The 22084-nt window shown below is 54.4% G+C and carries 20 protein-coding genes; 10 read left to right on the top strand and 10 right to left on the bottom strand.

Going from position 1 to position 22084, the window contains the following annotated elements:
- Positions 1–55 precede the first annotated feature (55 nt).
- Positions 56–997, top strand: coding sequence for a substrate-binding periplasmic protein (locus ACMHXH_RS20370; protein ID WP_335912123.1), 942 nt, complete (start codon positions 56–58; stop codon positions 995–997).
- On the opposite strand, the gene ACMHXH_RS20365 is transcribed toward ACMHXH_RS20370, so the two are convergent.
- Positions 915–1958, bottom strand: a complete 1044-nt coding sequence (locus tag ACMHXH_RS20365) for an alkene reductase (RefSeq protein WP_039033767.1) — start codon at positions 1956–1958, stop codon at positions 915–917. The two genes, ACMHXH_RS20370 and ACMHXH_RS20365, sit on opposite strands and share 83 nt — an antisense overlap.
- A gap of 183 nt (positions 1959–2141) precedes the next feature.
- On the opposite strand from ACMHXH_RS20365, the gene ACMHXH_RS20360 reads away from it, so the two are divergent.
- Positions 2142–2723, top strand: a complete 582-nt coding sequence (locus ACMHXH_RS20360; RefSeq protein WP_039033766.1) for a TetR/AcrR family transcriptional regulator — start codon at positions 2142–2144, stop codon at positions 2721–2723.
- Positions 2724–2769: 46 nt separating this feature from the next.
- Here the strand turns inward: ACMHXH_RS20360 and ACMHXH_RS20355 are convergent, their stop codons facing one another.
- A complete protein-coding gene (locus tag ACMHXH_RS20355) occupies positions 2770–4344 on the bottom strand; it encodes a methyl-accepting chemotaxis protein (RefSeq protein WP_039033765.1) in 1575 nt (524 codons plus the stop codon).
- Positions 4345–4606: 262 nt separating this feature from the next.
- Between ACMHXH_RS20355 and ACMHXH_RS20350 the strand changes: the two genes are divergently transcribed.
- Complete coding sequence (locus tag ACMHXH_RS20350; protein WP_039033764.1) at positions 4607–5329, top strand: YebC/PmpR family DNA-binding transcriptional regulator; 723 nt, start codon at positions 4607–4609, stop codon at positions 5327–5329.
- A gap of 75 nt (positions 5330–5404) precedes the next feature.
- Here ACMHXH_RS20350 and hpf read toward each other — a convergent pair whose 3' ends face one another.
- Positions 5405–5761: a ribosome hibernation-promoting factor, HPF/YfiA family gene (hpf, locus tag ACMHXH_RS20345; RefSeq protein ID WP_039033763.1), complete on the bottom strand. Its 357-nt coding sequence runs from the start codon at positions 5759–5761 to the stop codon at positions 5405–5407.
- 350 nt (positions 5762–6111) lie between these two features.
- Here hpf and ACMHXH_RS20340 point away from each other — a divergent pair, with 350 nt between their 5' ends.
- The 3 genes from ACMHXH_RS20340 to ACMHXH_RS20330 are packed head-to-tail and all read left to right on the top strand — an operon-like array spanning position 6112 to position 8343.
- Complete coding sequence (locus tag ACMHXH_RS20340; RefSeq protein ID WP_052248020.1) at positions 6112–6414, top strand: hypothetical protein; 303 nt, start codon at positions 6112–6114, stop codon at positions 6412–6414.
- Between the two features lies 1 nt (position 6415).
- Entirely contained in the window at positions 6416–8023 is a 1608-nt protein-coding gene (locus ACMHXH_RS20335) for a PepSY-associated TM helix domain-containing protein (protein ID WP_234500688.1), read from the top strand.
- Positions 8020–8343 (top strand): DUF3325 domain-containing protein, encoded by a 324-nt coding sequence (locus ACMHXH_RS20330; RefSeq protein WP_039033762.1) that lies wholly within the window; start codon positions 8020–8022, stop codon positions 8341–8343. The genes ACMHXH_RS20335 and ACMHXH_RS20330 overlap by 4 nt, the downstream gene beginning before the upstream one ends.
- A gap of 81 nt (positions 8344–8424) precedes the next feature.
- Here the strand turns inward: ACMHXH_RS20330 and ACMHXH_RS20325 are convergent, their stop codons facing one another.
- On the bottom strand, positions 8425–9987 hold the full coding sequence (locus ACMHXH_RS20325) for a S8 family serine peptidase (protein ID WP_335912125.1): 1563 nt from the start codon (positions 9985–9987) through the stop codon (positions 8425–8427).
- A 343-nt stretch (positions 9988–10330) separates the two neighbouring features.
- Here ACMHXH_RS20325 and ACMHXH_RS20320 point away from each other — a divergent pair, with 343 nt between their 5' ends.
- The gene (locus tag ACMHXH_RS20320) at positions 10331–10774 is read left to right on the top strand and encodes an OsmC family protein (RefSeq protein WP_039033761.1); all 444 of its coding nucleotides are present in this window, start codon (positions 10331–10333) and stop codon (positions 10772–10774) included.
- 104 nt (positions 10775–10878) lie between these two features.
- On the opposite strand, the gene ACMHXH_RS20315 is transcribed toward ACMHXH_RS20320, so the two are convergent.
- Positions 10879–14145, bottom strand: coding sequence for a S41 family peptidase (locus tag ACMHXH_RS20315; protein ID WP_335912127.1), 3267 nt, complete (start codon positions 14143–14145; stop codon positions 10879–10881).
- Between the two features lie 136 nt (positions 14146–14281).
- Positions 14282–14596, bottom strand: a complete 315-nt coding sequence (locus tag ACMHXH_RS20310) for a monooxygenase (protein ID WP_071476271.1) — start codon at positions 14594–14596, stop codon at positions 14282–14284.
- Between the two features lie 206 nt (positions 14597–14802).
- On the opposite strand from ACMHXH_RS20310, the gene ACMHXH_RS20305 reads away from it, so the two are divergent.
- Together ACMHXH_RS20305 and ACMHXH_RS20300 are read left to right on the top strand one after the other, a co-directional pair.
- On the top strand, positions 14803–15141 hold the full coding sequence (locus ACMHXH_RS20305) for a winged helix-turn-helix transcriptional regulator (protein WP_071476272.1): 339 nt from the start codon (positions 14803–14805) through the stop codon (positions 15139–15141).
- Positions 15138–15560 carry a DUF2809 domain-containing protein gene (locus ACMHXH_RS20300; protein WP_335912129.1) on the top strand — a complete coding sequence of 141 codons (423 nt, stop codon included), beginning with the start codon at positions 15138–15140 and terminating at the stop codon, positions 15558–15560. The genes ACMHXH_RS20305 and ACMHXH_RS20300 overlap by 4 nt, the downstream gene beginning before the upstream one ends.
- A gap of 205 nt (positions 15561–15765) precedes the next feature.
- Here the strand turns inward: ACMHXH_RS20300 and ACMHXH_RS20295 are convergent, their stop codons facing one another.
- The 4 genes from ACMHXH_RS20295 to ACMHXH_RS20280 all read right to left on the bottom strand — a co-directional run bounded on the left by ACMHXH_RS20295 (position 15766) and on the right by ACMHXH_RS20280 (position 19907).
- Entirely contained in the window at positions 15766–16236 is a 471-nt protein-coding gene (locus ACMHXH_RS20295; RefSeq protein WP_071476274.1) for a cupin domain-containing protein, read from the bottom strand.
- A gap of 157 nt (positions 16237–16393) precedes the next feature.
- Positions 16394–17242 (bottom strand): hypothetical protein, encoded by an 849-nt coding sequence (locus ACMHXH_RS20290; protein WP_071476275.1) that lies wholly within the window; start codon positions 17240–17242, stop codon positions 16394–16396.
- Positions 17239–17817, bottom strand: coding sequence for a sigma-70 family RNA polymerase sigma factor (locus ACMHXH_RS20285; RefSeq protein ID WP_071476276.1), 579 nt, complete (start codon positions 17815–17817; stop codon positions 17239–17241). Before ACMHXH_RS20285 ends, ACMHXH_RS20290 begins: the two co-directional genes overlap by 4 nt.
- A gap of 119 nt (positions 17818–17936) precedes the next feature.
- Positions 17937–19907: a VWA domain-containing protein gene (locus ACMHXH_RS20280; RefSeq protein ID WP_335912132.1), complete on the bottom strand. Its 1971-nt coding sequence runs from the start codon at positions 19905–19907 to the stop codon at positions 17937–17939.
- Between the two features lie 322 nt (positions 19908–20229).
- Here ACMHXH_RS20280 and dauA point away from each other — a divergent pair, with 322 nt between their 5' ends.
- Positions 20230–22017, top strand: coding sequence for a C4-dicarboxylic acid transporter DauA (gene dauA, locus ACMHXH_RS20275; protein WP_039033755.1), 1788 nt, complete (start codon positions 20230–20232; stop codon positions 22015–22017).
- The last annotated feature ends 67 nt before the right edge of the window (positions 22018–22084 follow it).

Here is a 22084-nt window from a genome sequence, read left to right as displayed (position 1 = left end):
CTGCAGCTTTCTTTCAGCACTTTTGGGTTCCAAGCCTCTGATATGAAGGTTAAATATGAAACTGACTTGGGTATTTTTTCTGCTATTTCTGCAGCAGCCATGGCTGGCTTTCGCTAACTGTAATCCTTCATCCCCTTCAACTTCTGAACCGGCAGTACCGCTGCATCTGACACTGACCAATGATCCCTGGCCTCCTTTTATTGAGACCGATGGCAAAACCGGTTTGGCACTGGAAATAGTTCAGAGCGCGCTGGCGGTTCATTGTTATCGCTTACAGGTGGAGTTAAAACCCTGGGCCAGGGCACTGAGGTCGGTTAAAGAGGCCAAAACCGATCTGCTGCTGGCGACCTGGCATACGCCGGAGCGAGAGCAAGTGCTGTTGTTTTCTGAGCCCTATCTGCAAAATCGCCAGCGTTTCATCAAGCGCCGTGGCGATCCCTTTGAATACACAGATCTCGACAGCCTCAAGGAGAAAAGAATCGGCGTGGTACGCGGATACAGCTATCAAACCGGTTTTCGCGCCGCACGCGATTTTATTCGCGTGCCCAACAACAGTCTGGAGTCCAATCTGAAGATGTTGGCAGTGGGGCGTCTGGATTTGACTCTGGAGGATGAAATTGTCGCCACAGATACATTCTGGCGTCTGCACCAGGAAGATAGCTTCGACTTTACCGGTCCGCCACTGGATATTCGCAACCTGCACCTGAGCACCAGTCGCCTTCATCCCCATGGCGCAGAGTTGATAGCCGAATTCAATCAAGGGCTGGAGACAATCAAAAAAAACGGCGAGTATGCCAAAATACTCGCCAAATATGGGGCAATTCTACAAGGACGCCGGGCGCCGCCAATACTGCATCTCGATGGCGCCATGGCTAAGCGGGTTAAGGATAAGACTCCGAACGGGATGTTCTGCTTCAGTCAAGAGTGGCCAGCATCTCATCCGAGTAATCCTGCAGGCGCTCACCGCTGCGAACCTTGGCGATATAGTCAGGGTTAGCAATAAAGGGGCGGCCTATGGCGACCAGGTCAAAACGCCCGGCAGCAATCGCCTCGGCGGCCGTTTCCGGGCTGTAGCCACCCACACCCACCAGATTTCCCTGGTAGTGACGGCGCATGTAGTCCGATACCCGGCCATCGAGGAAGTCAAAGCGCATGTTGTCGTCAAACATGCCCTCGTGCAGATAGGCCAATCGGCGGGAGCCAAGCTCGGCGAGCAGATAATCAAACACCTGACGGTCACGGGGATCGGCACTCATATTAAAGTATGCCCCGGGTGACAAACGCAGCGCCGTGCGATCTGCACCTATGGCGGCTATGGTGGCATCCACTACTTCCAGGGCAAAGCGGCTCATGTTTTCAGGCGTTTGACCGTACTCATCTTCACGTCGGTTGCTGTCGTAATGCAGGAACTGATCGATGAGATAACCGTTGGCGCCGTGGATCTCCACACCATCGAAACCGGCCTCAATGGCGTTTTCTGCCGCCTTGGCGTAATCACGCACCAGTTCAGCAATCTCGGCCTTGCTGGCCGCCTTTGGGGTTTGATAGCTCAGCTCGCGCATTCTCGGCACTGTACCTTCAACGCCCACGGCAGATGGTGCCAACACATGCTCACCATTAAAGAAGTGCGGATGCGCGACCCTGCCTGTGTGCCACAGCTGGGCAAAAATCTTACCGCCCTTTTCATGCACGGCATCTGTCACCCTGCGCCAACCGGCAATCTGAGCCTGGGTAAAGAGCCCAGGAGTATTGGGATAGCCCTGCCCATCCGGGCGAATGATGGTGGCTTCACTGATGATCAGCCCAGCCTCGGCGCGGCGGGCGTAGTAAGCCAACATGGCATCGGTCGGCACCAAATCGGCATCGGCCATACAACGGGTTAGCGGCGCCATCATAAAGCGGTTATTGAGTGTGATGCTGTCATTGAGACGATACTGTTCAAACAAGTTCTGGTACATGGTTCCTGCCCTTGGCGAGTTAACGGCTCAGTCACTGGCATTCGCCTTATTCAGAGCCTGAGGAGCTGAGCCCCTATTTGAATGTTTGTTCAAGATAAAGATTGTTGAATGATCATTCAAGCCTTTTTTGAACAAATGTTCAAATTGCAGTAAACTCGGCGCATCACAGTGGGAAATCATCTTATGAGAAACGCCGAATTCGATCGCGAGAAAGTGCTGCGCAGCGCCATGAATGCCTTCATGGCCAAGGGTTACAGCAAGACGAGTATGCAGGATCTGACCCGGGCAACCGGCTTGCATCCGGGGTCTATCTATTGTGCCTTCGACAATAAGCACGGGCTGTTTCTGGCGGCGATTGACCAGTACCACGCCGATCGCGAGCAGCAGCTACAGGGCTTTTTCCCGGCCGAGGGTTCACGACTCGAGTGCCTGCGGCGTTATCTGGACAACATAGTCAGCGAGTGCCTCAGCTGTGACACCAGCCAGGCCTGCCTTTTGGTCAAGGCCTTGAGCGAAGTGGGTGAGCAAGATCTGGCTGTGCAACAAAGAGTGAACCAACATCTACAACAATGGCAAACGGCGTTGCAGCAGATACTGCAGCAGGCCCAGGCGCAAGGTGAACTGGCCGCCGATAAAGATCCGGCGCAACTGACCCGGTTTCTGATGATGGGTATTTATGGCCTGCGCACTTATGCCCATACTCGCCCGAGCGCCGATGAACTCAGAGCCCTGGCCACAGAGCTGTTTGAACACCTGAGTCTCTGAGCCGACCGCAAGCCTTGAGCGCCCAAGGCGCAGTCGCACTGCAGCATCACTGGGCCTTGAAGCCTATCCGAAAGCCACCCCAGTGTTTGCCCTTAACATAGATAGGCACAGAGAGATCGTGCATCACCTCGCCCGTATCACGTTTGTAGGTCTGCAGCAGCACCGGCTCCGTGTGCTGGCCACAGCGGATCCCTGTTGGGTCGTTGAACAATCTCTTGGTGCGGTTTTGCAGCATATCCCGCTCCCTATCGCCGGTCAGCGGCTGGCAAAAACGCTGATTGTGAGTCGGAAAGTAGCCCTTCTTATCGACCGCACCGGCGTAAATCACCTGCCGGTGACGTTCCAGTATCGGTTCCTGCAAGGCCGGAAAGTGCTTGTCGGTAAAACCGTCAAAGGCGGTGTTGTATTTGGGTGGCTCTGTCGCCGCTATCGGCCGATATTGCGGCGAAAACAGCTGCTGCTCAGTAAATTTGCCTTCCACCAACCCTTGCTCCAGCGCCTGGCCGCAAGCCTTGGCGGCCTGCTGCGCTTCTTTGAAAATAAGCTGATCGAAACTGCCGGTATCCCAATGGGAAAGCGCCCGGAACATTCCCTCTGTGGTCTGCGACAGCCCAAAGGCCTGACGGGAGATCTGCTCGCTGCGACGACCTGTATCTGTCAGCGACTCGCTGATATGGGTAATGGCATTGGAAATATCCGCCGTAGTGCCGCGATATTCACGTAAAGCCGCCTCAATCTGCTCCAACGCCTGCGCCGAGTCCTCGACACCCGAAGCGATACTGTCAAACCTCTGCTCCAATGAATTCATGGCATCCACGGCGCCGGCCGTTTGGCTAACCACCTGATTCATTAGCTGTGAGGTGCCATCGGTCAGCTCTCTAATCTGGGTCAACATGGCGGCAATATTCTGAGTAGCCTCTGCGGTCTTGGCCGCCAGACTGCGCACCTCATCGGCCACAACGGCAAAGCCCCTGCCCGCCTCTCCGGCTCTGGCGGCTTCAATGGCGGCATTGAGCGCCAACAGATTGGTCTGGGCAGCAACACTGTCAATCACTTCGGTGATTTTGCCTATGGCATCGGCCTGCGCCTTGAGTTGCCCCACCCCGGAGGCGGCCTTGTCGACATCCTGACTCAAAGCTTCAACCGCACGAAAACCACTGACAGCATACTGACGCCCTTCCATGCTGACACTGCGGGATGCCTGTGCCTGATTGAGCACCACTTCGGCGTGTTCACTCAAGACCACGGTAGTATGACTCAGCTGATTGGCAGCCACGGCAATTTGCCCGGCTTGCTGGCCGCTGGAATCCAGAGTGAGCTTGAGCTGGTCAACAAAGTGGGACACTTCGGCAGCGCCGATAGCAATACGACTGGCATCCCGGCCCAGTTGCTGCGCCGCCTTGTCATCACCTGCGCTCTCGCTGGATACCTGCTTGGCATTTTGAACCACAGGGCGGGAAGCCCAGCGCAGCGCCAATACAGGGCCAATAAGCGCAAGACACCATCCAAGCAGTGAAAGTAATAGATTGTCGGCACTTAAAGCCAACTGGACACAACCCAGTGCCAGCGCCCCGAGCAGCAAACCCGCCAGCATAGGCCAAATACGGTTTTCCTCAAACATGCAGCCTCCCTTCCTATCCTTAGTGTTGGTTTGCACCAAATAAGGGATCCTTGAGTTTTCAGCATAACCCAAAGCATGGCGCTCTGCCGAATTGGACATAAGTCTATAGTGAGGCTATGAACTTCTACGGCCGGAGACGGTAAGCATGATCAGGCGTGGCTTCACACTGCCGGCAGCCCGACGGGCGGACAGGTGCATTTAGTGTGGGAAAGCTGCTAGAATCTGCCACTCTTTTTCAACGCATTGATGAGACATTGCAAAGATGGGCAGAGCATATCAAAACCGCAAGGAATCCATGGCCAAAACGGCCGCACAGAAGACCAAGGTCTACTCCCGTTACGGGAAAGAGATCTACGTGTGTGCCAAGGGTGGCGGTGTCGATCCCGACGGTAACCTGGCACTGCGGCGCCTGATTGAGCGCGCCAAGAAAGATCAGGTACCGGCACACGTTATTGACCGGGCTATCGACAAGGCCAAAGGTGGTGGCGGTGAAGACTATGATACTGCCCGCTATGAAGGTTTCGGCCCGGGTAACTGCATGGTGATTGTCGACTGTCTGACCGACAACGGCAAGCGCACCTTCACCGAGGTTCGTCAGGCCTTTGTGAAGAATGATGCCAAACTGGGTGGCCCAGGCACTGTGGCCCACATGTTCGATCACCAGGCGGTATTTGTCTTCCCCGGTGAAGATGATGAAGTGGTGCTCGAGGCCCTGATGATGGCCGATGTCGATGTTGCCGATGTCGAGTTGGAAGATGGCATGATCAGTGTCTACGCCCCCAACACAGAATTCTACAAAGCCAAGACGGCATTGCAGGAAGCCTTCCCCGAGATCAACTTTGAGATGGAAGAGATCACTTTCGTGCCACAGAGCATGGTGGAAGTGTCCGGTGAAGATGTCGCCCAGTTCGACAAGTTTATTGCCGCACTGGAAGACTGTGATGACGTGCAAAATGTCTATCACAACGCCGAGATCATCGAATAATCTCAAAGATTTAGAATATGAAAAAGGGACCAGATGGTCCCTTTTTCATTTCTGCATCAAAGTTAAGTCCTTGAATTAACGCAGTTCCATTTCCTGGATGATCTCGTGGGCAATTTCCGGGGTCGTCACCTCGGGCTTTTCATGAAGATCGGCTTTGAGCTGTCCCTTTCTGTGCTTGAGCGCCGCTTCCAGTTTTTTGCCTGCCTCGGCGATAGCCGGATACATGACTTCGTTCTTGCCGGAGGCCGCGACCGCCACCCCCTCGTAATTGGTTCGAATATCAACCTGATGTACGCCATGCTCTTTGGCAATAATGATGTCCAAGCCGATCAGGCTGGGAAAATGCTTGGCGATTTTGGAAAACTTCTCTTCGATATGGCTACGTACTGCTGCTGTAACTTCAACATGATGACCTGAAAGCTGAATTTTCATAGGTTTTCCTTTTTTCTGCTGATTCACTTATAGAGCTTGGGGCTTTCAGCGTAAAACACAAGGGGCAATGTTCAAATAAAGCTCGATAAGTGCCTTATTCTGCTCTTGTATGGTCAAAATTAATCCAGAGTTCATCATACTCCCTGTTTAGTGCTGTTTTTATCGCCTGTAATTAGCTCGATTTAATTCAGTTCAATATTTTCAGCCCCTTCATTATCAAACCCTGGCGAACTTGATACAGGCATCATTTACAAGTAAAACACGAATGCTAATGTTTATCATTAAGCATTATTAAGATAGAATCAGCGCATCTCTTTCCCTTGATGACCAATGCACTATCCGCAGCAATCATGAAATCTTTATCTCTATTACAGTTTCCCAGGCGCCATCCCCAAGCTCTGACCATTATCAGCCGGGCGCTGGCATCTATTATTGGCGGTTATCTTATTGCGTCTTTGGCCTGTGCCCTGTTGGCTGTGAGTCTGCCGATGAGCCGTATCGACAGTACAGTGTGCGCCATGATGCTGTCTTTTTTGATCTACGCCCTGGTGGTTATCAGGGTATTTTGCATCAAACGCAGTTTGCGGGCCTGGCAGGAACTCCTGCTGCTGGCGACCGCCCTGTTTGGCGTGCTGAAACTGCTGGGGGCTTGAGATGAAAGACAGTTTTTTTCGAACTATGACCTGGCTACACACCTGGGTAGGCCTGCTGGTTTGTTGGGTACTGTTATTGGTGTTTTTTGCTGGCACCCTGAGCTACTATCGCCATGAAATCAGCCTGTGGAATCAGCCTGAGCTACACAAAGAGGTGTTCCAATCCTACGATACCACCCGCCTTACTGAGCAACTGAGTCAGGGCGAGGATTATCTCAGGCAAAATGCGGTCAACGCCCAGCGCTGGCTGATTGAATTCCCCACTGAGCGTCATCCCATGTTGAGTTATGGCTGGCAACAGCCGCCGGAGCCGGGACAGCGCCGCGGCGCCTTCAGTGAACATGCAGTCAAGGCCGATAACAGCGGCTATGTGACTGAAGTGCGGGAGAGCCGCGGCGGCAACTTTTTTTATCGCCTGCATTTCGATCTGCATTATATCTCGGCCATCACGGCGCGCTGGATTGTCGGTTTCTGCACCATGTTTATGCTGCTGGCGATCATCTCAGGAATAGTGATCCATAAACGCATCTTCAAGGACTTCTTCAGCTTTCGCCCCGGCAAGGGCAGCCGTTCCTGGCTCGATGCCCATAATGTCAGTTCGGTACTGGCACTGCCATTCCATCTGATGATCACTTATACCGGGCTTATCACCCTGATGATCATCTATATGCCTTGGGGCATATTGGTCAACTATGACAGTGACCGCCGGGAATTTATCAATGAAGCCCGCCCCGGCAGCAGCTTCACCCGCATAGCTGCCGCCAATGCAGCCGCGCCTCAATTGCCACTGGCAAACTTTTTGCCCAAGGTGCAGCAAACTTTTGCCGAACTGCCGCTCAAGTCGGTGTCAGTGATCAACCCGGATGATGCCAACAGCCGGGTAGTGGTCACTTTCAACACAGGCGAGCAGGTCACAGAGCGGGAGCTGTTTATGGTGTTCAGCGGTACTGATGGCGAGCTTCTCTACAGCGCGGACAACGACATCAGCGCCGCCAAGGCAACTCACGACGCCATGATGTCCTTGCACACCGCCCGTTTCTCCGGCCCCGTACTGAGGGGGCTCTTCTTCCTTCTGGGGCTGAGCGGCTGCGTGATGATAGCCAGCGGTACCTTGATGTGGGCGGTTAAGATTCGCCAGAAACAACAAAAAGCCATCAGTCAGGGCGCCAAGCCCAGCCTGGGTCTGCGCCTGGTGGAAACGCTGAACCTGATGTTTATCCTCGGCCTACCCCTGGGTACAGTGGCCTTTTTCTATGCCAATCGCCTGCTGCCGGCCTCTTTGCCTGGCCGCAGTCAATGGGAGGTTCACAGTTTCTTTATTCTGCTGGTGATCAGTGGCCTGCTGGCTATCTGGCGCCGAGACAAAGCCATGTGGCGCGCTCAACTGGCGGCGCTGACAGCCGCACTGGCGTTCTTGCCGCTGCTGAACGCCCTGACCTCGCCAGCCAACCTGCTGAGCAACTTCGCGGCCGGTCAATGGCAATTGGCAGGATTTGATCTGCTGGCGCTGGCCTTCGCTGCCCTTGGCTTATTTGCCTTCAAGCGTTTGGGGAGACTGCCAATGAAACAAACGGCCAAGGCCCAAAAACTTAAGGCGGTGCGCGGATGATGATTGCACTTATTGCGTTGACTTATCTCGCCTTTGGCCTGCTGGCCATGTCCATGTTCGGTCATTTCCGTGAGGCCATGGGGCGCGCGCCAAAAACATTGGAAAGCCAGCTATTGTATGTCAGTGGTTGGCTGACGCTATTGATGAGCCTGATACTGTGTGTCACAAAATATGATTGGGGTTACGGTAGCATACTGTTTTTCGGTCTGATGACGCTGGCCGCCCTGCCTGTGGTTTTACAGCTCAGCTATGCCAGCCGTAGCCTACCAAAAACGTTAATATTGGCACCTGTCATCCTGATAGCGGGTTGGTTTATCTAGCCAACTCTGCCTCAAACTCGCCATGAAAAAGCGCTGCAACTGCAGCGCTTTTTAGTGTGTATCTCAAAAGAGATCCAGCAATCAGCGAGGATTTTTCGGGTTTTTACAGCCTTTGCCCTTACATCCACCTGTGTCACCGCCACCGCCGGTGCCACTGCCGGAGCAACCATTGGCGGTCAGATAATCCACAGCATCCTTGGCCTGTACCAGACCATAACCTGTCTCATCATCACGGCCGGTAGCACCAAGATCTTCGGCGGTGGCACGCAATGCCGCACGAATGTCACTGTTGCTGCACTGAGGGAAATGACTCCACACCAAGGCCGCAACCCCGGCCACATGAGGTGTCGCCATCGAAGTGCCGTCGAAGTATGCATAGTTACCCGCACCGATATCAACGCTGGCATTGCTGCCGACTGCCGCCAACATGGCCGCACCATCGGTATCACTCACACCCACAGACGGAATGGCGGTAACCACCTCACCCAGAGTCCCGTTTAAGGCCCCCGGCTCATTGTTGTAGATAATGGCCGCAACACCACCGCCGTTTTCACAGGCGAGCACCTTGTCGGAGAAGGCGATATTACCGCGCTGAATTAAACACACCTTGCCGGCGGCATCACACTGGCTCTCACCTGTGCCGCAGTCAGCCAGAGTACCGGCGGCGCTACCTGTAGGTGAGCCTTCCATACCTATGGCCTCATAACCATTGCCGGCAACAGCGGCAGCAGCTACCAATGCAGTGCCCATAGGCACAGAGGAAAGTACGCCGACCCCCGGGCCGGAGAGCTCAACCTGACTGGTACGCTGTGAGAAATCCGCATGCTGCTTGTTGGCATCCACTGCGGCAACCGACACCACAGAGTTATAAGATGCCGGATAAGAGTGACGGGTATTACCGTCGTTACCGGCTGCAGCAATACTCAGAATGCCGCGACTGTCGGCGGCAGCAAAGGCGCTGTCCTCGGTGCGGCTCTTCATGCTGCCACCCAGACTCATGTTGATTACCTTGGCGCCGGTCTGTTCACACTTGTCCAGTGCGGCAACCAGGCTGGATGAATAGCCCCAACCATCGGCATTGAATACCTTGATAATGTGCAAGTTAAGATTGCCGTTGGGGTTTACGCCTACCACACCAACCCCATTGTTGAGCGCGGCAATAGTCCCGGCCACATGGGTACCATGATGGTTTTCATCTGTGTACCAGTTGCCGGTACCCGGATCATTGGTGCCATCAACATTGTTGCCCGATAGGTCTTCATGAGCCAACTGGTAACCCGAATCTATGATACAGACCTTCATATTGCCGGTCTGGGCGTCACTGAGTTGGTCGGCCTGCACCATGGGAATACCATAAGGCACTATCTGTGAAAGCGGGAAACGCTTCACATCCGCTTCGACATATTCCACGTTGGGATTGTTGGCCAGGCCCTTGAGAGCCTGAGCCGGAATAGAAAAAGCGGCGGCGTTGTGGGCCGACAGATCCAGCTCCATTTTGGCACCCATGGCCTTCATCTGAGCCATAGTGCTGGGGCCTTTCCCCTCCTTAAACTTGACTATGTAGCGCTCGTTATCTGCAGCCTGTGCACCGACGCACAGCGCCAAAGTCACCGCTGCTGCGAGGGGCTTGTAAAATGCCTGCATAATGTTCTCCTGCAATTTGTTTTTGGTCTGCATTTCGATCTATCTCGAAATATTATTTTTATTAACAATTGAAACAAGGTGTTTACACACGCTATTGTTATAGCGCTGCCAGACTTGAGATGCAAGACTAAAGTAGGTGGAATGACCAAAGAATTAAGACCAAAGAACTAATGGCAGACATTCATGTAATTAACTTTAAAAACAACACTTTAATAAATATTTTCTGTTGATCTTGCCGAAAAATATCGAGCATAAATGGATCCTGCCCCCCAGTGGCAGACAAGGGTTTGGCAAATAGGCTATAGTGGCCGCTACTTTGCAAACCGTCTCAAGGAGCATCCAATTGAGTTTTCATCTGACCGTATCCTGGCAAACCAGCCCGGCGCCCGAGGGAGAGTTCAATCGCGATCATCAAATAGACTTTGGTACTGGCCAACAACTGCTGGCGTCAGCAGCCCCCGAATACAAAGGCAATGAAACCAAAGTCAACCCGGAAGAGAGTCTGCTGGCGGCACTGTCGTCCTGCCATATGCTGACTTTCCTGACTATAGCTCACTTGAAGCGCTTACCGGTCGAGAGCTACCGGGATAACGCCACCGCAGAAATCGGCAAGAAGGAATCAGGTAAAATCGCCGTGACCCGTATGACTCTTAATCCTGAAGTGGCCTTTGCCGAAGGCACCGAGATAGATAGGGAAACATTGGCAAAGATCCACGAAAAGGCACATGCCAACTGCTTTATCGCCAACTCTCTGGCGGCAGATACCGAAGTGGAAATTAATTTCTGAGCAATAAAAACGGGTGCTACCGGCCTGGGAACCAAGTGGCCGATAACACCCTAACACCTGCACGGGGGATGCAAATGCATCCCCCGTTTTTTATACCTCGACGTTTACTTAATATCGTCCGCTTTCCCCTTGGGAGGCATGGGGCGAGCATTCAATGCCGGTATCGGCTCCCGCAACAATTCATCCTTGAGATAACTGATAGCCCGCTCAAGCTGGGCGTCTTTGCCATTGAAGGTTGCCAGTGGCAAGTTGTCTACCTCGATATCCGGGCTGACACCTCGGCCTTCAAGCACCCAGCGACCATCGATGGCATACTGAGGATACTCGGCAACCCGCGCCATGCCCCGGTCGGTGAGGCTGTTGCGACCCGAGAGCCAAACCCCGGCGCCCGCCGTCTGTTTACCCACCAAGGGCGCCAATCCCAGTGCCTTTATGCCGGCGGAGAAGGTTTCACCATCGGAGTAGGTCAACTGATCTGTCAGCACCACCAGGTGGCCGCGGAACGTCTGCTGCATGTTGACATAAGGCGCACCTGTTGTGGGTTGCCAGAAGGCCCAGGCCTTACGCAGCAGCTTTTCGATAATCCAGCTGTCGATATTACCGCCACGATTGCGGCGCACATCGATAACCAGGCCATCCTTGTCATAGTTGGCGTAAAACTCGCGGGCAAAGCTCTCAATATCATCACGGCCCATGGCATACAGATGCAGATAACCTATCTTGCCGTCGCTGGCCTTGGCCACCTTATCGGCATTGGCATTGACCCAATCGAGATACCTGAGTTTGGCATTGTCACGGTTGCTGATGGCCTGCACTATTACCTTGTGCTGCTTGCTGCCGCGCTTGAGGCCCAAAAGCACCTGTTTATCGGCCTGATTACGCAGCATGGAGGTGAGCTGCGCCAGGGTAGCCAGCTTACGGCCATTGATATGGGTGATGATGTCACCATCGCGGACATCGACTCCGGGGCGCGCCAGCGGTGAGGCCTGCATCGGCAACTCAGGGTCGGTGCGATAGATATGGCTTACCTTGACACCATCTTTCACCTGACTCAGACGTGCACCCAGCTCGGCGGCCTTGGGCATATCGGGATCCTTGGCAAAGTCACCACCGCGCACTTGAGAATGCAACGCATCCAGTTCACCCATCATCTGAGTGAAGATGTCATTCAGCTCATGTCTGTCGGTGAGCCGGTCCAGCAATGGCTGATATTTGGCCTTGGCGGCTTGCCAATCGACACCGCGCATCTTCTTGTCGAAAAAGGAGTCTCTGTGCATCAGCCAGGCATCTTCAAAGATCTGCTGCCACTCCTGACGCGGTTGAATGGCGAGTTGCCACTGGGATGTTTGCACCACGGCATTGCTGAGATCGCCCGGCAGTTTGTCACCCACTGGCACTATTACCATCTCTTTGGGATTGCTCTGCTTACGCAGCAATACCTTGCTCTGATCGGCCGAGAGCTGATAATCGCGCACATCATCGGCGAAGGTTTCCAGCTTGGGGCTCAAAGGGTCAAACCTTACCAGCTTGAGCGCCGACTGTTCGCCTGTGATATCGCTATCTAGCAGATAGAGCCCCGAGTCCAGCACCTGCAAATTCTGGTAGTTACCCGCCTCGATGGGGACTTGCCACAGCCGCGACTTCAGGCCTTGCCAATCCACTTGCAGCTTATCGTCAGCGGCCTTTTCATCACCGGCAACAGCGCCTTGCAGCTCGTTGGGACGTTGGAATGGGAAACGGGCATCCTGACTCAATGCCAGGGCAAATATTTGGCTACGCTTGTCAAATACGGGGCCCATGTTGCGATCGCCCCAAGGCGAAGATGGAGTGGCCTGGAACTCACGGTTTGACAGGAAATAGAGCCACTGGCCATCCGGGCTGAAGCTGGGCGAGAAAGACTCGTACTTGTCGCTGGTCAGCATCTCGCCCTTGGCGGATTCCAGCGAGTAGAGCATCACCTGGCTGCGCTGGGCACCGACTTCCGAGCGAGTCAAAGCCAGGAAGCGGCTATCCGGCGACCAACGGATATCGACATAGGGGCCGAGACCTTCGTTGTTGGTCACTATCTTCTTGTTACTGCCGTCTTTGAGATCCAGCAGCCACAAATTACCGGCATAATCATCATGAGCCAAATAACGACCATTGGGCGACAGCTCCAGGCTCATTCTCAATGTGTTGCCATCTTGGGTCAGCTGCTTGGCGCCAGCGCTGCCATCGGCGGGATAACGCCAGATCTCCTGCTCACCGGAAGCATCCGAGATGGCATAGACCCAACGGCCGTCATGACTCATCAGTGCATTGCGCATTCTATGCTTGCCGTCCGAGTCCAGCTCTACCAGGCGGGAACCATCTGTAGTCGCAAGCGCCACATGGCTGCGGGCAGTGATGACCACCTTGTCTCCTGCCGGGGCCAGCCTGGCACTGGTGGCAAAATCGAGCGGATCGTTAACCCAATGTTCACGCCGCTCGGGGAAGTCTGAGGCCAGACGCAGATCCAGCTTCTGCTCCTGCCCGGAAGCCAGGTCCCACAGGTGAATATCGGCACCCAGCTGAAACACTATGCGGCCGCCGTCCAGATAGGGGCTGCGCACTTCGAAATCACGATATTGAGTCAACTGTTTAAGATCTGAGCCATCGCTGGCCATAGACCAGATATTGGCGTTGCCATCGGCATCCGAGACGAAATAGACCCGCCCCTGCCACAGCATGGGATGACGCAGCGAGCCCTGATGCTCTTTGGCCAGCCGCACGGCCTCTTTGTCCTGCCCCAGTTGATAACGCCACAGTTCACCCATGGCGCCGCCGCGGTACACCTTGGCATTATCCCCTGTGGTTTGCAGCCCAAAGCGGCTGAAGTAGACATACTCGCCTTGTGGGTCAACCACGCCTTCTATGGCATCGGCCAACGGCAGATCGCGGGTTGTCAGGGTATCCGGGTTTACCGAGCGCAGCACCCAGTAGTTCGCCGGCCCCTGGGCATTGTCTGTGGCATAGAGAATTTCGCCATTTGCGGTCCAGCCCTGTAGCCGAACCTGGCTGTTTTCGAAACTGACGCGCTTTGCAAGCCCGCCACTCATGGGGATCACATAGACTTCCTGGGCACCATCATAGTTGGCGGTAAACGCCAGCGATTTTCCATCGGCAGAGATCTTGGCATTCAGCTCTTCGGCCGGCAGGCTGGTCAAACGGGCAGCTTTCTCCTGCCCGAGTGTCTGAGTCCAGATATCCCCTTCGGCAGTAAACACCAGGGTATTGTCATGAATCGCGGGCGAACGGTAATAGCCCTGACCCGCTTCTGCGGCATAGGCGGCTGCACTGCCCAAAGTTCCCAATGCCAGCATACAGCAGGCCACGGAGTGACGAAGTTTCATCAATGCCTCTATTCTCTGTTATTAATCAGTTAGCGCGGTTTTACGAGCCCAACAAGTTAGCAGAGAAAGCGGCGGGATTCAGCTGTTGCCGACGACAGAAGTTTTAGCAAATGTGTCGGCAGGCATACTGAAAAAATCAAACTGATAGCGGCCAGCCGTGGGTAATTTTACTCAAGGGTTCATTCACATCGAACAGCCTGATGCGTATGTTGTGGGCGCCCATGGCCGCCACTCGTTGTGAGTGCATGCAAGCGTAAGCTTCGGCGCTGGCTTCATCTTCAAATAGATAGATGCCACCGGCCTCGCCGCTGCGTGGGTTTTCGGTCCAGATTTTGGCAATGAAACCCGGCTCCCGGGTAATGGACTCGGCCAGAGGCTTGGCCTGCTCAGTCAGGGCATCGCCCATCATTTCGGCGGGAAATTCAAAATCGATTTGCAATAGAGTGGTCATTCAACCCTCCCCTTGGTTTGCGGATTAATGTCAGGGAAGATGCAAACAAGTGATTGGCCTTGAATGCCTGTCACTGTTAATGCTGCTCGCTTGGCAGATAGCAGCATGAGAACCTTCCTTATGAAATCATAAAACTGCGGCGCGTTCGCTACAAGGAGGCACAAATTGGTGGCATAGTTACCCTAAAGTAACTTGCGCCCAGCCTTATGACACTCAATCAGCAAGCCCCTCTCTGCCCGGCCTATCAGGTTCTGCGGCTGATCTGCGGCAAATGGAAACCCGCCATTCTGTTCCTGCTGCAACAGCAGCCACAGCGCTTCAGCTACTTAAAACGGCATCTACCCGGTGTCAGTCAAAAAGTGCTGACCGCTCAGCTAAAGGAGCTGGAGCAAGACGGCGTACTCACCCGTACTCTCTACCCTGAAGTGCCGCCCAGGGTCGACTATCGTCTCAGCGTGCTTGGAATGGCACTGTTGCCGCTGCTGGAGCAGATGCACCTTTTTGCCGAGCAAAACGCCGACTTGCTGACGGGAGAGGCCCAATGAAACCTGTGCCCTGGCTCGATGGCATGAAGCGCTGGCATTTTGCCTTGGCCACGCTTTTATTGTTCGGTATTGAAGTATTGATAGCCCGCTACGCCCCGCCCGGCTTCATCCGCGGGTTTATCGGCGATTTGCTGGTAGTAATATTGATGTTTTGCGCCCTTAAAACTCTTACCCCTTGGACAAGTCGGTTGCTGCTTCCCTTGGTGCTGGCATTTGCCTTCGCCATAGAGTTTGGTCAGGCCTTTAGCTTGGTGGATAAGTTGGGGCTGGGCCATATTCGCCTGGCACGAATCGTTATCGGCAGCCACTTCGACTGGCTGGATCTGCTGGCATACAGCCTGGGTTGTTTGCTGTTACTCCCGGGCTCCCTGGCGCTACCTTTCCCGGGGAAGAGACAAGCTCAAAGTGCCCGGGAATAACCCCTGAAATAAAACTCAGTTTCGGTGCTTGCTCCCCGGCTTAGGCCAATATCAGCACCACCTGGGCGGCATTGGGCTGAGAATTACCCGCTAAGTCGGGCTAAAAGACCGGGAGCAGGTTGGCAGCTGCCCCCGTGGATTTGACGGTTCAAAAAGGCGGTTTAAAAATCACGGCTCAAAATAAGCTTAAACCTTGTAACGCTCGCTAGCGGGTCAGGCGGTTTATCAACGCCTGATGCTGAGGGAAACGCTCGAGCAGTTCATTACGGCCGAACAGCTTGAAGTCATCGAAAGTAAAGCCAGGTGCCACCATACAACCTACCAGCGAATAGCCCGGATTATTCATTGCCGAACCAAAAATAGTGCCTTTGGGCACCAAGACCTGTGGCCGCTCACCTTTGGCCAAGTCCATCCCGAGTTGCGCCTCGGTCAGCTCACCCTGCTCTGAGAGCATATATATGGTCAGCGACTCGCCACTGTGGAAGTACCACATCTCATCGGCCGTCAGTTGATGCAGGTGGGACACTTCCCCCGTCTTGAGCATAAAGTAGATGCTGGTCCACAGGTTACGGCTGTCATCATAGTGACTGTCCGAAACGAATGAACGACCGAAATACCCGCCCTCAACATGGGGCTCAAGCTCGAGTGCCTGGATAACATCATCGGCGGTCAACATAAAAAACTCCTGTTATTAAAATAAGGGCAGGCTCCCTGCCCTGTGATGGATTGAAACTGACTGACTTCCCGGTAACTTTTTTTAAGCCCGTAACTCTTTTTAAGCCCCGTCACTATATTTAAACTCAGTCACTCTCTTTTAAGCTCAATCTTTAGTCTCAGTGATTCTCTTTGACTTCGAGACTCTGCTCGAGACGCTCAAGCAAGGCTTGCCAGCGCTCGCTCTGCTCGCGATTAAGCGCTTGCGCATTCTCGGGCGCCGTAGCCTGATGGATAAAGGACTGCTGCTTCAGTTGCTGCTGGGCCGCTTCTTTCACCAGAGCCGCTTCATTTAGGCTCAAGGCCTTGGCTAAAGCATCCGGCAGCGTCAGTTGATAATCTGCAACTATGCCTCGTACCAGCACTGCCGCCTGTTCAAGTTCACCGGCTTCGATGGTACTTGTCAGCAGATCCAATCGGCCGTCGATATCACTTGGCTGCGCGGCCAGAGCTTGCTGCTGCCTGGGGGCCATTCCCGCTCTTTGCTGCACACTCTGTTCTGCCACGGCGCGATTCTTGGCAGCAGCGCTTTCTTGAAGATGCATATCCTGTTGCTGAACAGCCTGTTCCTGAGGTGCCGCTCGCTTGGCGGCCATGGACTGCGGCGCCGCCATCGGCTCAACTCTGGCGGGCTGCGCCGCATCTTCAGCGCTATCTGGCTGCGGGCTGATTTCCAGATTAGCCGGAGCACTGAGCTGCGGCGCCGATGAGTTTCGCAGTTCGGGATTCAGAATAAACAGCCCTGCCACCAACATCACAGAAGCCGCGGCGGATAGGCCATATCTGTGCTTTTGCCAGAAACCGGGCGCCGGACGGATCACCTCTGGCGCTTGGCGGCAGTTGTCCCTCGCCTGCTGCAGAATTTGCTGATCCAGGGCCAGAGGCGGCTGCTCGACAGCACCTTCACGATAGAGCGCATCTATCTGCGACTCTGGTGTGGCAGCATCATCGCGTTTGTTCTCTGTCATTCAATGCTCTCCTGGGTCTTGCGCCCCAAACAGTCACGCAGGCTCTGATAGGCATAACGTATCCGGCTCTTGGTGGCCTCCAGCGTTGCCCCGACCACTTCGCTGATCAGTTGCGCCGTCAGCCCGGACTCCTGATTCAGCAAAAAGGCTTCCTTCTGCACCTGGGGCAAGAGGCCGATGCACTCCTTAAGCCAGGCGACCTGACGACCTCGCAGCAGTTCGCTATCCGGCTCGGCGGTTTGTGGGCCCAGCAGATTGGCCTGCGCATCCGGCTCATCCTCATCTATGCTGAGGCTGTCGACCGGTTTAACCGCCCGCACATGGTCAATCAGCAGGTTATGAGCTATCCGGTACAGCCAGGTAGTAAACTTGGCGCTGGGTTGATAACTCTGCGCCGCCTTGATCACCCGGCTCCAGGTTTCCTGATACAAGTCTTCAGCCAAGGCCATGTCACTTAACTGACGGACAAAATACCGGTAGAGTCCGCCCTTGTGTTTAAGATAGAGGCGCTCAAAAGCTTGGGCATCCCCGGCGGCATAAGCCAGCATCCAGGTCTCATCCTCTCCACTTGGCATTCCCGTCTGCCTTTGCTGTTCCAAATTCTCTCTCCTGACCGGCAGCTTAATTGGTTATTGGGATGAGAGTTTGCCTCTACACCATTGGGCTGTAAAGCCCGCTGGCGCGACTCTGGATCTCAGTTTTGCCTACGCCCCTGTCCCAGTGGTTTAAATCCGTCGGCCGGCATAGGTTCAAACATAGCTTCGGACACAGATTCGGCTCTGGTTTTATCTGCCACGACTTTGCGTCCGGGCTTAAGCGCGCCTTGCCCGGCCAACAGCGCGGCGCTGCGAGCCAGGCTGACAAACTCATGTCGATAACCGTATGGGTCTTCGCCCTTGGCCGAATCGGCAAGCTCGGCGACCCGGCGCCAGTCAAAGTCATGCAGATACACTGAGCCGTTAAGCAGTTGCCCAAGCCCGGCTACCGCCGCGGCGAAACGCAGATCATCACTGGCGAGCGCAAGCGACTTGTGGGCAGAATCCAGGCGAATGCCGTGAGTATAAAGCTGGCTCTTGCTGTCTTTGCTACTCTCACTCAAGGGCGGTTTGGCTCGCAGTTTCAGATAGCCAAGCTCTTCACGGCTGTATTTTTCCTTGCCGCTGACAGGGTCGCGACCATAGCGCAATGCATCGTTGGCCAGGTTATGTGAATCCGTAAGGCTGAGCTCATACAGGGCCGTCACCGCATGTCCGGCGCCCATTTCGGCGGCGTCGACCTTATCGTTGTTGAAATCCTCCCGCTTGAGGGCGCGGTTTTCATAGCCGATGAGGCGATACTCGGCCACCAGCGCCGGGTTGAACTCGAGCTGCACTTTGACATCCGACGCTATGGTCAGCAGGGTACCGCTACGCTGCTCCACCAGAATTTTACGGGCCTCGCTCAAGGTATCGATATAAGCGTATTGGCCATTACCCTTATCCGCCAACTGCTCCAACATACTGTCGCGGTAGTTGCCTAGGCCAAACCCCAGAGTCGTCAGGCCAATCCCCTGCTGCTTTTGTTGTTCAACCAGTGCCAGCAGCTCCAGCCTGCTGGTCAGACCCACATTGAAGTCGCCATCGGTGGCCAGCAGAACCCGATTTACCCCGCCACTGATAAAGTGCTTGCGGGCCAAACGGTAAGCTGTTTGGATGCCTTCGCCGCCATTGGTGCCGCCGGCGGCCTTAAGCTCAGCCAAAGCGGCGTCTAGGCTCTCTTTATCGGCACCATTGATACCGTCCAGTACGACGCCGGCCTCACCGGCATAGACAACTATCGACACCTTGTCCTCTGAGGTGAGCGTATCGCTGAGCATTTTGATGGCCGATTTCAGCAGCGGCAACTTGTCCTGCGATGACATGGAGCCGGAAACATCCAGCAAGAACACCAGGTTGGCGGCGCCTATCTGACTGGCAGGCACTTCATAACCCTTAAGCCCGATACGCAGCAACATCTTGCCTTCATTGTAAGGCGACGGTGCCAGCTCAGTACTGATGGAGAAAGGCTCGCCTTTGTCCGGCTGTGGGTAGTTGTAGTCGAAATAGTTAATCAATTCCTCAACTCTCACTGTGCCCTTGGCTGGCAATGCTCCCAGGTTGATACTGCGCCGCATCAGGCTGTAACTGCCACTGTCCACATCGACGGAAAAGGTCGATAACGGTGTTTCGCCCGCCACCATGATGCCGTTGGCGATATACACCTCCGAGCCATTGGCAAGCACAGTGGCGCTGGGATAATTCACATCCGCCAGAGTCAATTCAGCAGGCACGCTCAAGCTTCTTGGCTGGACACTCGGCTGGTACAAAGTCCGTGACGATGCAGCGCCGCTGACGGCTAACTTCTGAGCTTGCGCATGGGTTATAGCATTCGCGATATCCCGCCCGGGGTCTTTGCTTGGCAGCACAGTAGTTTCAACCTCAGAGGACTGAGGCTCACTCGCTTGATTGGCTACCTTGGGTGGCTCATGGGACTGCTGTGGCTGACAGGCAGTCAGCCACAAACTGCCAACTAGAATGGCCAACAGGCTAAGGTGATATTGGCGCCCGGCAATGGCGGCGCTTTGATTTATCCCCATCTTCCCTTTGGTACTCACCTTGCATTTGCCTGGCAACACTGTCGCCTTCATAACATTTCTCCTTATTCGGCTATTGTTATTGCAAACGGGCAGCAGAAGCAAAAGGGTTATCGAACCCACAATAAATCTTGCAAATAAGCCAAAGCACTGGTGAATGATGGCTAAGAAACGCCAAGCGACCAAGGCAGATAGAAAGAGAAGAGCAAACGTGAAAAACAGAATTGCTTTCGACCAAACACACTTTTACCCCAAAAAAAAGCTTAAAATTTAGCTTTTGAGCCACGCGTCACACAAGACAGGTTTACAGAAGCCTAAAATAACGGCTCTTTTTTTCCGGCCACAAGCCGGTTCGATTTTCTGGAGCCCTGTCGACGTGCCTCACATAAGCAATTTCAGAACCCAACTTTTTTCTTTGCGCCTAGGCCATGCCCTGCGTGAAGTCATCGCCAAGGAAGGCTATAGTGGTAAACACTTTGGCCAGGATCTGATGGCCGGGGTCACAGTGGGGATCATCGCCATTCCATTGGCTATGGCTTTGGCTATAGCCAGTGGTGTTGCCCCTCAATATGGTCTCTATACCGCTATCATAGGCGGCTTTATCATCGCCCTTACCGGCGGCTCACGCTACTCAATCTCTGGCCCAACCGCGGCCTTTGTGGTGCTGCTTTATCCCATAGCTCAGGAGTTTGGCCTCGCCGGTCTGTTGATGGCGGGGATGATGTCAGGGGGGATTCTGATAGCCATGGCGCTGCTGCGCCTTGGTCGCCTGATCCAATATATTCCCCAGTCGGTGACGCTGGGCTTTACCGCCGGGATAGGGGTAGTCATTGCAGTTCTACAGCTGAAAGACTTCTTCGGCCTCCCGATAGACAGCATGCCGGAGCAGTTTGGTGAAAAGCTGCAGGTACTGGTACTGGCACTGCCACAAACCGATTTTCCCAGCTTAGTGGTCGCATTGGTCACTCTGGCTGTGATGCTGTTGTGGCCAAAACTGAAATTGCCGGTACCGGCGCATCTGCCGGCCATCATTATCGGCAGTCTACTGGCACTGCTGCTCGGCAGCTTTGGGCAAGAGGTAGAAACCATAGGCAGCCGCTTCCATTATCTGCTGCCCGACGGTAGCCAGGGCAATGGTATTCCCCCCTTCCTGCCAAACTTTGAGTGGCCTTGGTTGCAGCCCGGGCCGGATGGTGAACCTCTGGGGCTTTCCTGGCAGATGGTAAAAGCCCTGGCCCCAGCCGCCTTTGCCATCGCCATGTTGGGCGCCATCGAATCCCTGCTGTGCGCCGTAGTGCTCGATGGCATGACAGGTAAGCGTCACAGCGCCAACAGTGAGCTGCTTGGTCAGGGGATAGGTAATATAGTGGCCCCTTTCTTTGGCGGTATCACGGCTACAGCTGCCATCGCCCGCAGCGCGGCCAACGTCAAGGCCGGTGCCTTTAGCCCGGTATCGGCGATTATCCACTCCCTGGTGGTACTCCTGGGGCTGGTGGCGCTGGCCGGATTACTGTCCTTCCTGCCGATGGCGGCCATGGCGGCCTTATTGCTGGTTGTAGCCTGGAACATGAGCGAAGCTCCCAAGGCCTGGCAACTGCTGAAAACCGCGCCGCGCAGCGATATCTGGGTATTTTTAAGCTGCTTTTTCCTGACGGTAGCGTTCGACATGGTGATCGCCATCTCTTTCGGGATCATGCTGGCGGCCCTACTGTTTATGAAAGAGATCGCCGAGATGACCCGCCTCTACGATATCAGCCACAATAAACGTTATATTGACCGGCCACTACCGGACGATTGGGTAGTACTTAAGATTAATGGCCCACTGTTTTTTGCCGCGGCGGAGCGCATCTTTGCTGAAATAGCGCAGATGACTCAGGATAAACAGACAATCGTGCTCTATATGGATGGGGTGTCCATTCTCGATGCCGGTGGTATGGCGGCGTTGAACAAGCTGATACGCAAATGCCAAAGTAACGATACCCGTTTGCTGGTCGCCGATCTGCAATTCCAGCCAATCCGGACCCTGGCCAAGGCCAAGGTTCAGCCTATCGAAGGTGTGCTCAAGTTCTATCCCACTTTGAGAGAGCTAATTGAAGAACAGGTGCCGCTCAGCATAGATGGTCAAACTAGCGCAGAAGCCGCCCATATCAAACCGGCACAATAGCACTATTGAGCATTGATTATACCTTCACGCGCCCGGTCTTATCCGGGCGCTCGCTTATCCCGCCAAA

This window comes from Shewanella sp. BJSY2023SW001 (assembly GCF_047314685.1).
Lineage (GTDB): Bacteria > Pseudomonadota > Gammaproteobacteria > Enterobacterales > Shewanellaceae > Shewanella > Shewanella indica.
Note: the sequence above shows the minus strand (reverse complement) of the source record. Positions and strands in the feature narration are given on the sequence as shown.